The organism is Clostridium homopropionicum DSM 5847 (genome assembly GCF_001263795.1).
Lineage (GTDB): Bacteria > Bacillota > Clostridia > Clostridiales > Clostridiaceae > Clostridium_H > Clostridium_H homopropionicum.
The window spans coordinates 1-15,295 of sequence record NZ_LHUR01000027.1 but is presented as its reverse complement, the minus strand read 5'-3'; the positions used below and the strand labels follow the sequence as shown (position 1 = coordinate 15,295).

The 15,295-nt window shown below is 32.0% G+C and carries 11 protein-coding genes and 1 pseudogene; 11 read left to right on the top strand and 1 reads right to left on the bottom strand.

Going from position 1 to position 15,295, the window contains the following annotated elements:
• The first annotated feature begins 4 nt into the window (after positions 1-4).
• The 4 genes from CLHOM_RS11160 to iolE are packed head-to-tail and all read left to right on the top strand — an operon-like array spanning position 5 to position 4,733.
• Positions 5-793 (top strand): 5-deoxy-glucuronate isomerase, encoded by a 789-nt coding sequence (locus tag CLHOM_RS11160; protein WP_052221777.1) that lies wholly within the window; start codon positions 5-7, stop codon positions 791-793.
• A gap of 17 nt (positions 794-810) precedes the next feature.
• Positions 811-2,745 (top strand): 3D-(3,5/4)-trihydroxycyclohexane-1,2-dione acylhydrolase (decyclizing), encoded by a 1,935-nt coding sequence (gene iolD / locus CLHOM_RS11155; RefSeq protein WP_052221776.1) that lies wholly within the window; start codon positions 811-813, stop codon positions 2,743-2,745.
• 47 nt (positions 2,746-2,792) lie between these two features.
• On the top strand, positions 2,793-3,806 hold the full coding sequence (gene iolG / locus CLHOM_RS11150; protein ID WP_052221775.1) for an inositol 2-dehydrogenase: 1,014 nt from the start codon (positions 2,793-2,795) through the stop codon (positions 3,804-3,806).
• 30 nt (positions 3,807-3,836) lie between these two features.
• Entirely contained in the window at positions 3,837-4,733 is an 897-nt protein-coding gene (gene iolE / locus CLHOM_RS11145) for a myo-inosose-2 dehydratase (RefSeq protein ID WP_052221774.1), read from the top strand.
• A gap of 102 nt (positions 4,734-4,835) precedes the next feature.
• Here the strand turns inward: iolE and CLHOM_RS11140 are convergent, their stop codons facing one another.
• Positions 4,836-7,184 (bottom strand): AraC family transcriptional regulator, encoded by a 2,349-nt coding sequence (locus CLHOM_RS11140; RefSeq protein WP_052221773.1) that lies wholly within the window; start codon positions 7,182-7,184, stop codon positions 4,836-4,838.
• Positions 7,185-7,729: 545 nt separating this feature from the next.
• Here CLHOM_RS11140 and CLHOM_RS11135 point away from each other — a divergent pair.
• The 7 genes and pseudogenes from CLHOM_RS11135 to CLHOM_RS18680 form a co-directional block, all read left to right on the top strand.
• The gene (locus CLHOM_RS11135; protein ID WP_052221772.1) at positions 7,730-8,710 is read left to right on the top strand and encodes a sugar ABC transporter substrate-binding protein; all 981 of its coding nucleotides are present in this window, start codon (positions 7,730-7,732) and stop codon (positions 8,708-8,710) included.
• A 125-nt stretch (positions 8,711-8,835) separates the two neighbouring features.
• Entirely contained in the window at positions 8,836-10,332 is a 1,497-nt protein-coding gene (locus CLHOM_RS11130; protein ID WP_052221958.1) for a sugar ABC transporter ATP-binding protein, read from the top strand.
• Positions 10,333-11,331 carry an ABC transporter permease gene (locus CLHOM_RS11125; RefSeq protein WP_052221771.1) on the top strand — a complete coding sequence of 333 codons (999 nt, stop codon included), beginning with the start codon at positions 10,333-10,335 and terminating at the stop codon, positions 11,329-11,331. It begins immediately after the preceding gene.
• A gap of 170 nt (positions 11,332-11,501) precedes the next feature.
• Entirely contained in the window at positions 11,502-12,767 is a 1,266-nt protein-coding gene (locus CLHOM_RS11120; protein WP_052221770.1) for an O-acetylhomoserine aminocarboxypropyltransferase/cysteine synthase family protein, read from the top strand.
• 381 nt (positions 12,768-13,148) lie between these two features.
• On the top strand, positions 13,149-14,711 hold the full coding sequence (locus CLHOM_RS11115; protein ID WP_052221769.1) for an acyl CoA:acetate/3-ketoacid CoA transferase: 1,563 nt from the start codon (positions 13,149-13,151) through the stop codon (positions 14,709-14,711).
• Between the two features lie 20 nt (positions 14,712-14,731).
• Complete coding sequence (locus CLHOM_RS11110; RefSeq protein WP_052221768.1) at positions 14,732-15,148, top strand: VOC family protein; 417 nt, start codon at positions 14,732-14,734, stop codon at positions 15,146-15,148.
• Positions 15,149-15,184: 36 nt separating this feature from the next.
• Positions 15,185-15,295: pseudogene (locus CLHOM_RS18680) on the top strand (2-hydroxyglutaryl-CoA dehydratase); the annotation flags it as partial.

Genomic DNA, 15,295 nt, shown 5'->3' with positions numbered 1-15,295 from the left:
AGTGATGGTTGAAAAGTTAGGTGAATTTAAAGAAGGCTATAACGTTATAACTGAAATTGATGGTAAACATAGCAACATGCTCATGGATGTAGGCGTTGTTAAATTAAAAGAAAATGGAGAAATGTCCTTCCAAGATTCAAAGAAGGAAAGTGCATTCTTACTTTTAGATGGTAAGGTTGAAATAGAATGGAATGGAAATAAAAAGATTATGGAAAGATATTCTATTTTTGATGAGGATCCATGGTGCTTGCATGTGTGTAAGAATTCAGAAGTTAAAATCACTGCTATGTCTGATGCTGAAATTTTACTTCAAAAAACAGACAATAATAACTACTTTGATAGTAAATTCTATGAACCAAAGGATTGTAGAAGTGATGTATTTGGTCAAGGAGTATGGAATGATACAGCAAGAAGAGTAGTAAGAACTGTATTTGATTATTCAAATGCTCCTTATTCCAATATGGTTATTGGTGAAGTAATAACCTTCCCAGGAAAATGGTCTAGTTATATACCCCATCATCATCCACAACCTGAAGTGTATTATTATAGATTCAATAAACCACAAGGCTTTGGATGTTCAATTGTTGGTGATGAAGTATATAAGGCTACAGATAATAGTGTAGCTGCTATTCCAGGAGGATTAGTTCATCCTCAAACATCAGCTCCAGGATATGCAATGTACTACTGTTGGATGATAAGACATCTTGAAAACAATCCATGGACAGATAGAATAAATGAAAAAGAACATGAATGGCTGCTAGAAGAGAATGTTAAGATTTGGCCAGAAAAATAGTTAAGGGAGGGATTTTCTTGAAAACCATAAGAATGACTACTGCTCAAGCATTAGTAAAGTTTCTCAATCAACAATATGTAGAATTTGATGGAAAACAAAATAGATTTGTAAAGGGTATATTTACAATTTTTGGTCACGGAAATGTTGTAGGATTAGGTCAAGCATTAGAAGAGAATCCAGGTGAATTAGAAGTTCACCAAGGTCGTAATGAACAAGGAATGGCACATGCTGCTACAGCTTATGCAAAACAAATGCACAGAAAGCAAATATATGCTTGTACTTCATCAGTTGGACCAGGAGCAGCTAATATGGTTACAGCTGCTGGAACAGCAACTGCGAATAATATACCAGTACTAATATTACCTGGAGATACTTTTGCTACAAGACAACCGGATCCAGTATTACAACAGGTTGAACACCTACACAATTTATCAATAACAACTAATGATGCTTTTAAAGCTGTAAGTAAATATTGGGATAGAGTAAATAGACCAGAACAATTGATGACAGCTATGATAAACGCAATGAGAGTTTTAACAGATCCAGCAGATACAGGAGCTGTAACAATTGCTCTTCCACAAGATGTTCAAGGAGAGTCTTATGACTTCCCAGAATACTTTTTCAAAAAGCGTGTACACAGAATTGAAAGAAGAACACCAGTAATTGAAGCTGTTGAAGATGCTGTAGAGTTAATAAAAATGAAAAAGAAACCTATAATAGTATGCGGTGGAGGAGTTAGATATTCAGAGGCTGCGGGAGCATTGAAGGAATTTTGTGAAAGCTTTAATATTCCATTCGGTGAAACACAAGCAGGAAAAAGCGCTGTTGAATGGAACTATCCATTAAATTTAGGCGGTATTGGAGTAACTGGTAATTTAGCTGCAAACTTAATAGCAAAAGATGCAGACTTAGTAATAGGAGTAGGAACTAGATTCACAGATTTCACAACAGCTTCAAAATCATTATTTAAAAATCCAGAAGTTGATTTCTTAACAATAAATGTATCTCAATTCCATGCAGCAAAATTAGATGCTACATCAGTGGTAGCAGATGCTAAGGTAGGCTTAAATATAATAAAAGAAAAATTAAAAGAAATTGGATACAAATCAGCATATACAACTGAAATTGCAGATGCTAAAAAACAATGGGAAGAAGAATTAGATAGATTAAATAACGTTGAATATACATCAAATGGCTTTGTTCCAGAAGTTGCAGGACACTGCGATCATGTTTTGGAAGAGTACTACAAATTAACTGGATCTTGCTTAACTCAAACTAAAGTACTAGGAGTTTTAAATGAGTTACTTGATGATGACGCTGTAATTGTTGGAGCATCTGGAAGTTTACCAGGAGATCTTCAAAGAGTTTGGTGTCCAAAAACTCCTAACACATACCATATGGAATATGGATACTCTTGTATGGGCTATGAAATATCAGGAGCTCTAGGGGTTAAATTAGCAGCAGGAGACAAAGAAGTATATGCAATGGTTGGTGACGGAAGTTATCTAATGCTTCACTCTGAAATAGTAACTAGTATTCAGGAAAGAAAAAAAGTAAATGTAATACTTCTAGACAACGCAAGCTTTGGATGTATAAATAATCTTCAAATGTCAAATGGTATGGGCAGCTTTGGAACAGAATTTAGATATAGAGAAAAAGAAACTGGAAAGCTTACTGGTGAATATGTGCAAATAGATTTTGCAAAAAGCGCAGCAGGATATGGACTTAAAACTTATACAGTAAAGACTGTAGAAGAATTAAAAGCTGCTATTGAAGATTCAAAGAAACAAACAGTATCAACTTTGCTTGATATAAAAGTATTACCAAAGACTATGACACATGGATATGAATCTTGGTGGCATGTTGGAGTAGCGTCAGTATCACAAAGTGAAAAAGTAAGTGCTGCTTACAAAGAAAAAGAAGAAACTTTAAGAAACATAAGAAGATATTAATTATTAAATTAATTATAAAATAAATATGGATGAAGAGAGGTAGGATTATGATTAAATTAGGTATTATAGGTGCAGGAAGAATTGGAAAGGTTCACGCAGAAAGTATCACAAAATATGTGCCAAATGCAGAAGTAAAAGCTATTGCAGACCCATTTATGAATGAAGCAACTAAAGAATGGGCTAAAGGGTTGGGAATTCAAAATACTTATAATGACTACAACGAAGTATTAAATGATCCAGAAATTGCAGCTGTGCTTGTGTGTTCTTCAACAAATACACATTCACAAATTTCAATAGAAGCTTTAAAGGCTGGTAAACACGTATTTTGCGAAAAACCAATAGATCATAATTTAGATAGAATAAAAGCAGTTCTTGCTGAAGTAGAAAGAACTGGACTAAAGTTCCAAGTAGGATTTAACAGAAGATTTGACCATAACTTTAAAGCTATAAAAGATGCAGTAGTAGCAGGAAAAATTGGAGATCCACACATAATTAGAGTTACATCAAGAGATCCAGAAGCTCCACCAGCTGAATATGTAAAGGTTTCAGGTGGAATATTCTTAGATATGACAATCCATGATTTTGATATGGTTCGTTTCTTATCAGGAAGTGAAGTTGAAGAAGTATATGCAGCAGGAACAGTATTAGTTGACCCTGCTATAGGTGAAGCAGGAGATATAGACACTGCAATAATTACTCTAAAATTTGCAAATGGAGCACTTGGAGTTATTGATAACAGCAGACGTGCAGCTTATGGTTATGACCAAAGAGCAGAAGTGTTTGGTTCAAAGGGTGCAGTAGCTACTGGAAATGACTCTCCATCAACAGCAGTAATTAGCACTGAAAACGGAATAGTTTCAGAAAAACCGCTATATTTCTTCTTAGAAAGATACATGCAATCTTTTTCACAAGAAATGAAAGAGTTTGTTGATGCAATTGTAAATGATACTGAAGTACCTGTAAATGCAATGGACGGACTAAAACCGGTATTAATAGGACTTGCTGCTAAAAAGTCATTACAAGAAGGAAGACCAGTAAAGATTTCTGAGCTTGAAGTATGATAAAAATTTAATGTGAGTAGGAGAGAGAATATGTTTAATAAAGATAAAGTTAAATTAGGAATTGCACCAATTGCTTGGACTAATGATGATATGCCAGAGCTTGGAAAGGAAAATACTTTTGAACAATGTATAAGTGAGATGGCTCTTGCAGGATATACAGGTTCAGAAGTTGGTAACAAGTATCCAAGAGATACAAAGGTTCTAAAGAAAGCTTTAGAACTTAGAAATATGAATATTGCAAGTGCGTGGTTTAGCTCTTTTTTAACAACAAAACCTCTTCAAGAAACAATTGATGGTTTTATTCAACACAGAGATTTTTTATATGAAATGGGAGCAAAAGTAGTGGTTGTGTCTGAACAAGGGCACAGCATCCAAGGAATGATGGATACTCCTATTTTTAAAGAAAAACCTGTATTTACCGATGAAGAATGGGTAAAATTAACTGAAGGACTAAATAAATTAGGAGAACTTGCTAAAGAAAAAGATATGAAGCTTGTATTCCATCATCATATGGGTACAGGAGTACAAACTACTGCAGAAATTGAAAAACTAATGGAAATGACAGATCCAAACTTAGTGTATCTATTATTTGATACTGGACATCTAACATTCTCTGGAGAAGATACAGAAGCAGTATTAAGAAAATTCGTAAATAGAATTAAGCATGTTCACTTAAAGGACATAAGACCAGAAGTTAGAAAAAGAGTTATTGAAGAAAACATGAGCTTTTTACAGGCAGTAAAGGCAGGAACATTTACTGTACCTGGAGATGGATGCATCGATTTTGAGCCATTATTCAAGATTTTAGATGAAAACAACTACGAAGGATATCTTTTAGTTGAAGCTGAACAAGATCCTGCAAAAGCAAATCCATTAGAATATGCAATAAAGGCTAGAAAATATATTAAAGAAAAAACTGGACTATAATTTAAAACTCAGTAGCATACCCTATAACTTTATTTAATTTAATAAACACCTAATTTCATGTAGGCTATATAAATACTAACTATGAAATTAGGTGTTTTTATTTTATTTTGTTCTGTTGTTTTTTCTAAATTGAGCTGGTGAAACACCATAATTTTTCCGAAAGGCTGTATAAAAGTAATTACTATTAGCATACCCAACCATAGTTGAAATATCTGCTATAGGATGATCTGTATCTGTTAATAGTGATTTAGCTTTATTAAATCTATAGTCATTTATATATTTTGATATAGATTCTCCAGTTACATTTTTAAATATGGTTCTTAAATAGTTAGGAGACATATCTAGTGATTCGGAAATTTGCTCTACAGATAAGCAAAAATCAGAATAATTATCCACTATATATTCTTTTACTTTCTCAACGAGAACATTGTTTTTAGATAATTTTTTTTCATTTAATGTGTCTATATAACTTTCATAAAGGTTTAAAAACCATAATTTAACGTCCTCAGCTAATTCATAATCTTTTAAATGCTCTAAAAAATCCGTTACATATATTTTGCATTTTTCATTATTAACATCAAATAAGGTGTTAATAAGGTTTCTTGAATTTATAGCCAGAGTAGTAATGGATAATATAATGTCATTGTATGAGTACTGTAATATATTTTCAAATATCTTATCTAAACAATACCTAATCTTTTCTTTGTTGCCCAGTTTAATGGCATCAAATAGAGCGTTTTCTAAAATTTCATCGTATTTATACTCTTTAGAAATATTCTGTAGTATTTTACTTTCATATAAAGTAGCTCTATGACCATATTTAAAGGTATAGTTAATATATTCATTAGCTTTTTTATAAGAGGTTGATAGTTCATCTATGCGACTTACAAATGGCCCCATACTGGCTGATAAGGATATATTAGACTTATCATATATTTTATCCTGAATTGTTCTAATGAAATTCAATAACTCATTTTTTGTATTCTCATCAATTTCACGACCTATACTTAAAACAGCTACTATACTATTTGCAATGATAAGGGTGTCCACTTTATATTGCTGAGATAGATTATCTACAATTATATTTTTTATTCCCAGCCTGATTAAATTTCTATCATTGTGAATTGGGTACTTTTTATATAAGGTGTTTACAGAATCTATTCTAAATATAACAACTAAAATATTCTCTAGATCTATATTGAGATTTAACTGCTGCAGTTTAATAGGATATTTATTTATATCCATAGATTGATTATTTACTAATATATCTTTTAAAAGTTTATTTCTTATAAAAACCATTTCCTCTAAGGGTAAATTTTCTAATGAAGTTGGTTGGGATAAAACCTGATCTAGAGCTTCTGATAAATATTCTAATTCATTTCTATTCTTATATCCCTTAAGATTTTCAGGAGGTAATTTTTCATTTATGCTTTTTATTAATTTTTCTATTGGATCATAAAATTTATGAGAAATTATATAGGAGATAATAACTCCTATAAATAATAAAAGCAGCACTATTATAATTGAAGAATTTCTAGCCTTCTTACTTTGACCAATCAGTAACTCATAAGGAACTAGATTTATAAAATTTAAATTTTGATTTTTATAATTTGAGTAAGCTACAAAATATTGCACATCATTTATGGTACTTATAAAACTGCCACTAGATAAGGGAGAAGCTAATATATCATTTATATAGCTTTCTTTAGAAATATCACTCAAAAACTTTCTGCTATCGGCAGAAAATACAATCCTACCTGTGTTATCTATTGAAAATAAAATATTATCATTTTTATTAGTTTGTTTAAAATAATTTGAAAAAACATCAGCATTTACGTTTAAAATAATAGCTCCGTTAGGTAGCTTATCTCCAGAGGCAGGGAGATTTGAAAGCACAATGGAGAAGATATTTTTTGATACAATGTTCCCTTCTTTTGATATAATATCTATTTTTAAAGGAATTGGATTACCACTGAAGGTATCCTTTGTATTAATTAATAGATCCCGCATACTTTTTTCGTATTCTGGATTAAAGCCTGTTCCTAAAGAAGAATATAGAATATTCGTAGCTTTATTATAAACACATATAGAGTCAATATTAGGGGAAGAGGCGTTTATCTCACGTAATCTTGCAATTATGGAGTTATCAGTGATTGGAGAAGAGGAATACATAAGTGTATATATTTTATCATCCAGATATAAACTATACACTAAAGATTTAGCCCAATTAAGATTGAGCTCAGTATAATATTTCGCTTGATCTAGGCTTCTTTTAGATACGTTATATCCTTCGTTAAGTACTAATTTTTTGTAGTTGCTAAAAAAAACCAAGGAAGATATACATAAAACAACAAAAATAATAACTAAATAGGAAGCTAAAAGTTTTATAAAAGTGCTTTTATTTTTTGGTATTTCAGGTTTAAAATAACTATTTTTTTTAAAAATCCTCATTTTATTTCTCCTATATAAAAAAATATTTCCGTAATATGGGTAAAATTCGCGTTAAAATGTTAAAAATCAAAGATATAGTTAGGTTTTAAATATTGATTTTATTATAGATTAAACAAAACGTTAAGTCTTAAAATTTAAATTAATGCAAATTTTCGATAAAATTAGAAGCAACACAGGAGCTATTAATCCAATAGTAAAATGTAAGAAATGAAATATAACGAAATATAACAATAATATATAATAAATATTATACAAAATTACAATACATATATGCAATATATTATAAGTATATGGATATATGTGTATAATAAAAATTTCAAATAGACAAATATATAATCAACATAATATTATGATATAATCATAACGTCTATGTAAACGTTTATATAATATATTATAACATATAATCAGTATAACCAAAAGGTTAATCAAATAATTCGACAAAATAAAATAATATAATTTAGAAATAAAATTATAAAGTTGATAAATATTAAAAATATTTATATATAAAGAAAAATTAATAAAACATTTAGGAGGAAGATGCCATTATGAAAAGAAAAAAATTGCTAGCAACTGTAATCGTTTTAGGTATGTTTGCTTCATCACTTACAGGGTGTGGAAGTAAAAGCAATGAGCAAGGAAGTGCTCAAAAAGACGTAAAAAATGCCAAGATAGCTGTTGTTTTAAAAGCTCTTAACAGCGATTACTGGAAGATGGTGCAAGCGGGAGCACAAGACGCTGCAAAAGAACTTGGAGTAAAAGTAGAAGTATTAGGACCAAATGCTGAGACAGACATTGTAGGTCAAACATCATTAATGGAAGACCAAATAGTACGTGGTGTTGATGCATTAGTAGTAGCACCTTCTCAACCAAGTGCAGCTATTGCTACATTAGATAAAGCAGCTTCTGAAAAAATACCTGTATTCCTAATAGATACAGATGCTAACTGGGACAAGAAGCAAGCTTTCATAGGAACTGGTAACTTCGCAGGTGGTCAATTAGCAGGAAAATTCTTCGCTCAAAAACTTAAGAGTGGAGATGAAATTGTTGCTATAAGAGGAGCACTTGGTGACGCTACTCATGACGAAAGAATAAATGGTGCAAAACAAGAAATAGAAGCAGCAGGACTAAAAATTGCAGAAATTCAACCAGCAAATAGTGATAGAGATAAAGCAATGTCAGTAATGGAAAACATTCTTCAATCACATCCAAAAGTAAAAGCAGTATTCTGTTCAAATGATGAAATGGCATTAGGTGCAGTTAGAGCTCTTAAACAAGCAAATAGAACGGATGTTTTAGTAGTAGGATTTGATGGATCACCAGATGCATTAAAATCAATTAAAGCTGGAGAGCTTACAGCAACAGTTGCACAAAGCGCTTACAATATTGGAAAAGTTGGTGTTGAATCAGCTGTTAAAGTAATAAAAGGTGAAACGATTGAAAAAAGAATTGATACAGGAACTACTTTAATAAACAAAGATAACGTTGATAAAGCACAAGCAGATTTAGATAAGATTTTAGGAAAATAATAAAATCATGCGCCTTATAAGTAGTTGAAAAAAACTTTTAATTACTTATAAGGCAAATATAAAATAGTTGTACAAATTAAGATTAATTAGTATGAAAGCTATAGAATGGAGATGAGATTGTGAGTATGCAGCCATTAATAGAATTAAAAGGAGTATCTAAGATTTTCCCCGGAGTTAAGGCTCTTGATTCTGTAGATTTAGAGATATTGCCGGGGGAAGTTCATGGACTAATTGGTGAAAATGGAGCAGGAAAGTCAACACTTATAAAAATACTAACAGGGGCATATACAAACGATATAGGTAAGATATTTGTAGAGGGAAAAGAAACAACATTTCAAAACCCTAAACATGCTATGGGTTTAGGTATTAATGCAATTTATCAAGAACTGAATATTCTTCAACATTTAAGTGTAGTTGACAATATATTTATGGGAAGAGAACTAAAAAACGGTAAATTATTAGACTATAAAACAATGTTACAAAAAGCAAGTGAATTGCTTAAAGATTTGGGACAAGATATAGATCCTAAAATGAATATTGCTCAACTTGGTATGGGACATCAACAAATGGTTGAAATAGCTAAATCACTTTGTGTAGAAACTAAGTTGCTAATAATGGACGAGCCTACTTCAAGTTTAAGTGAAAGAGAAGTAAGGGAATTAATGAAAACTATAAGGGGATTAAAAGCTAAAGGAATAGCAGTTGTATTTATATCCCACAGATTACCAGAACTTTTTGAAATATGTGATAGAGTTACAGTTATGAGAGATGGTAAAAAAATAAAGACAGTAGACATTGATAACTTAACAGAAGACGAACTAATTAGACTTATGGTAGGAAGAGATTTAGAGCAACAATTTCCTAAAATAAAAACAGAAATTGGTGAAGAAGTATTAAGAGTAGAAAATTTAACAAAGCATGGAGTATACAAAAATATTAACTTCAGTGTAAAAAGAGGAGAAATATTAGGGGTAGCAGGATTGGTTGGTTCTGGACGTACAGAGGTAGTAAGAGGAATTTTTGGGGCGGATACTGTAGATGAAGGAAATATTTATGTAAAAGGTAAAAATGTAAAGATAAAAGCTCCTTCTGATGCGATGAAGCATGGAATGGCTTTCTTAACGGAAGATAGAAAAGGACAAGGATTAATTCTTGGAAATACTATTGAATTTAACATGGCTACAACATGTTACCATAAATTTAAAGATAATTTATTAGTAAGTTTGAAAAAAGTTAAAAAATCCGCAGAAGAAAATATAAGCAAATTACAAATAAGTCCTCCAAATCCAAAGTTCATGGCCGGTCAATTAAGTGGAGGAAATCAACAAAAGGTAGTTATAGGGAAGTGGCTTAACACAAATGCAGAAATATATATATTTGATGAACCTACAAGAGGTATAGATGTAGGGGCTAAGGTTGAAGTTTACAATATTATGAATGAACTAATTTCAAATGGTGCCGCAGTAATTATGATTTCATCAGAACTTCCAGAGGTAATTGGCATGAGTGATAGAGTAATAGTAATGAGTGAAGGTAATTTAACAGCAGAAATAAATAGAGATAACTTAACACAAGAAAATATAATGAAAGCAGCATCAGCATCAGTTAAGGAGGTAAATTAAATGGAGAATACTGGAGTAAGAAATGAACGATTTTCAACAACAGATAACGAAAAATCACTTAAAAAAGTTTTAGGCAAATTTGGACCTTTATTAGGATTAATATTACTTTGCGTAGCACTATCTATTGCATCACCTGACTTTCTTAGTGTAAAAAATATAATGAATATTGCAAGACAATCTGCTATTAACAGTATAATCGCAGCAGGTATGCTTCTTACAATATTAACAGCAGGTATCGATCTTTCAGTTGGATCTATATTAGCATTAGCAACCTGTGTAATGGCAGTAGCGGTAAAAGCAGGATTAAGTCCAGCGTTAGCAATTATATTATGTATTGGTACTGGTGCCGCTCTAGGACTAGTAAATGGATTATTATTAACTAAGCTACGTTTGCCACATCCATTTATATCAACACTAGGTACAAAGAACATTGCGAGAGGTCTTGCACTTATGATTACAGCAGCTTCTCCAATATCAGGATTCTCTAGCTCAATTACATTTTTAGGGGCTGAGTTTTTAGGACCTATACCAGTAAGCTTCTTACTTGTAATTGTAGTATGTGTATTATTCCATATATTCTTAAATAGAACTGCTCAAGGTAGACACATATATGCAGTTGGAAGTAACCCAGAAGCTGCTAGATTATCAGGAGTTAACGTACAAAAAACTTTAATATTAGTTTACACTTTATGTGGTACAATGGCAGGTATTGCTGGATTAGTTCTTGTAGGAAGAGTAAATGCAGCTTTCCCTCTTGCAGGACTTGATTTTGACCTAGATGCTATAGCAGCATGTATCATTGGTGGAGCATCATTCATGGGAGGTTCAGGTACTATCTGGGGAACTCTTATAGGAGCTATGATTATATCAGTATTAAGAAATGGATTAAACCTTTTAGGAGTTTCAGCTGATTTACAAACTGTATCAATAGGATTAGTTATAATTGGAGCAGTTTATGTAGACGTTTTAAGAAGACGTGCTGAGAAAAAAGCAAAATAGATTTTAAAAACAAGGGATAGTTAAGAAAATTAACTGTCCCTATTTTGATTTAATTACTTTTTTAGAAAAAAGTTTGAAGTCCTTTTATAAATTATGATATTCTTATTAATATATTTAAATATCTATTCTAACAATGGATTAAATGATTTGTAAAAATTAGGAGGGGCAAAATGAGAATAGAAACAAAATGTTTACACGAAGGGTATCATCCTGGAAATGGTGAACCTAGAGCATTACCAATTTATCAAAGTACAACTTATAAATATGATTCAACTGAGCATATAGGTAAACTTTTTGATCTTTCAGTTGCGGGGCACATGTATTCACGTATTTCCAATCCAACAGTAGCAGCAGTGGAAGAGAAAATCGCATCAATGGAGGGAGGAGTAGGAGCATTATGCACTACTTCTGGTCAGGCGGCGTCTTTAATAAGTCTTCTTAACATTATGAAAGCAGGAGACCACTTTATAAGTGCGGCTACAATATATGGAGGAACAATAAATCTTTTTGCTGTTACACTAAAAAGATTTGGTATAGAATGTACCTTTGTTGATCAAGATGCATCAGAAGAGGAAATTCAAAAGGCATTTAAACCAAATACAAAGGCGGTTTTTGGTGAAACTCTTGCAAATCCAGCACTAGCTGTACTTGATATTGAAAAGTTTGCAAAAATTGCATATAAAAATAATATACCTCTTATCATTGATAATACTTTCCCAACCCCTGTACTTTGCAGACCTATTGAATTTGGGGCAGATATAGTAGTTCACTCTACAACAAAATATATGGATGGTCATGCAGTACAAATTGGAGGAGTTATTGTAGACAGTGGAAAATTTGATTGGACAAACGGTAAATTTCCGGAATTTACTGAGCCTGATGAATCTTATCATGGAGTTATATATACAGAAAGCTTTGGTAACGCAGCCTACATTACAAAGGCTAGAGTTCAGATGATGAGAGATATTGGTGCATATCCATCTGCTAATGCAGCCTTTTTATTAAATTTAGGAATTGAAACTCTTCACGTAAGAATGGAAAGACACTGCAGAAATGCTGAAAAAGTAGCAGAGTATTTAAGTAAATCAGACAAAGTAGAATTTGTAAATTATCCTGCTTTGAAAGGAAATAAGGATTATACCCTTAAAGAAAAGTACTTACCACTAGGATGTAGCGGAGTTATTTCTTTTTCATTAAAAGGAAGTAGAGAAACTGCCGTTAAATTTATGGATAGTTTAAAGCTTGCCTCAAATGAAGTTCATGTGGCAGATATTCGTACTTGTGTACTTCATCCAGCAAGTTCAACCCACAGACAGCTTACAGATAGCCAATTAGTAGCTGCAGGTATTACTCCAGGATTAATAAGACTTTCTGTTGGAATTGAAAATATTGATGACATAATTGAAGATATAGAGCAAGCATTAAAAAACATATAAAACTTTTATATAGAAAAGTTATTAAAGATGAGAAATAAAAAAATGGCGTAAACACAGCTAAAGCCCTTGAAAACACTAGAGTTTTCAAGGGCTTTTTATGTAATTAGTTTATAGTAAGTGGTTTGTAGATGCTAAAAATATTTATTATTGAAAAAACTTGAATCAAGTTGAATTTATAACACCTATTCTTGAATTATTTGCCCCAAAAACAATCAAACTGATTTGATTTAATTTCAATTTGATCCGTATTAGAATGAAGTCAGAAACACAGCAATAATCAAATTTATACTTGAAAGTGTACACTAGACCATTTCCTCAGAAGTAAAAATCTCCGGAGATTTTGAAACTATAATATTATGAATTGTGACTAGGGGGAATAAAATGAAAAAAATTAGTATACTGACAGCCGAAGAAGCAGTCCAATTAGTGAAAGATGGAGACACTATCACTACCACAGGATTTGTTAGCAGTGGTTGTACAGAAGCACTAAGTAAAGCAATAGAAAAAAGATTTTTAGCTACTGGTTCTCCTAAAAATTTGACTCTGTTTTATCCATCCTCTCAAGGAAATAGAGATGGTAAAACTGGTGGAGATCATTTTGCCCATGAAGGAATGCTTAAGAGAGTCATAGCTGGACATTACGCTACTGCTCCAAAGCTTGGGCAAATGTGCGTTAGCAATCAATGTGAAGGATATAACTTACCTCAAGGAGCTTTACTATATTTACTTAGAGATATTGCGGCCCATAGAGTTGGAACAATCACTGAGGTTGGATTATATACCTTTGTAGATCCAAGAAATGGTGGAGGTAAAATTAACGAGAGAACAACAGAAGACCTAGTAGAACTTATAAAAATAGATGGAAAAGAAAAGCTTCTTTACAAAGCATTCCCTATAAATATTGCATTCATTAGAGGAACTTATGCTGATGAATATGGCAATGTAACTTTTGAAAAAGAAATAACCCCACTTGAAGGCACATCTACAGCTCAAGCTGTTAAAAATAGTGGAGGCAAGGTTATTGTTCAGGTTGAAAAGGTGGTTAAAGGTGGAACTTTAGACCCTAGATTAGTAAAAATACCTGGCATTTATGTTGATGCTGTTGTAGTAGCTAATAAAGAAGATCATGAGCAAAGCTTTGGTGAAAAATATGAACCAGCTATTTCAGGTGAAGTAAGAATTCCTATAGATAGTCCTAAACCTATGCCATTAGATGCAAAGAAAATCATTGGTAGAAGAGCAGCTATGGAACTAGAGGAAGATGCAATTGTTAATCTGGGAGTAGGAGCACCTGAGTATGTGGCACAAGTTGCAAATGAAGAAGGAATTGGGGATTATATGACACTAACTGTTGAATCAGGTCCAATAGGAGGTATACCTCAAGCTGGAGCTAGGTTTGGATCAAGTTTAAATCCAGATTGTCTTCTTGATCAACCATATCAGTTTGATTTTTATGATGGTGGTGGTCTTCATATGGCATATTTAGGACTTGCCCAATGCGATGAAAAAGGTAACATCAATGTAAGCAGATTTGGTACTAAAATAGCAGGTTGCGGTGGATTCATTAATATAACCCAAAATGCTAAAAGAGTATTTTTCTGCGGTACCTTTACAGCAGGTGGATTAAAAGTAAAAGTTGAAGATGGCAAATTAATTATAGAACAAGAAGGAAAAGAAACTAAGTTTATAAAACAAGTTCAGCAGGTTACCTTTAGTGGTAGATACGCAATTAAAAAAGGACAGCCTGTCTTATATATAACAGAAAGAGCAGTATTTGAATTAAAAGAAGATGGAGTTCATTTAATAGAGGTTGCTCCTGGAATTGATATACAAACACAAATTATTGATCTAATGGGCTTTCTTCCTAAAATTGAAAAGGAAGTTAAGCTTATGGATTTAAGAATTTTTAAAGAAGAGAAAATGGGATTAAAAAATAATAAATAAAAATTAGGAGGAGAAAAATTATGAAACCTATGAGAATGCACCATGTTGGCATTATTCTTCCAACGATGGAAGCTGCACACAAATTTCTTGAAACCTTTGATTTGGAAATTGATTACCAAGGATATGTTGAAGCATATCATGCAGATTTAATATTCACAAAATACACTGAAAACAACGATAGTCCAGTGGAACTAATTATTCCAAAAGAAGGGGTTCTTAAAGAATTTAATGGAGGTAAAGGTGGTATTGCACATATTGCTTTTGAAGTTGATGATGTTGAAGCAGTACGTAAAGAATTTGAAAGCAAAGGAATGGAGATGCTTGAAGAAAGTGCAGTTCCAGGTACAAGTGATATAATAGTAAATTTTTTAAGACCTAAATACGGACAAGGAATACTTGTTGAATATGTACAAACTGTTGGACCAATTAAAAGATAAATATATTAGAAAATATTTTAGAAAGGAGAGTATCCTATGTTTACAATGGGGATTGATATTGGATCTGCATCTTCAAAGGTAGTAATTTTAGAAGATGGAAGTAAGATTGTTGCAGCAGAAGTTATTCAGGTTGGAACAGGTTCTTCA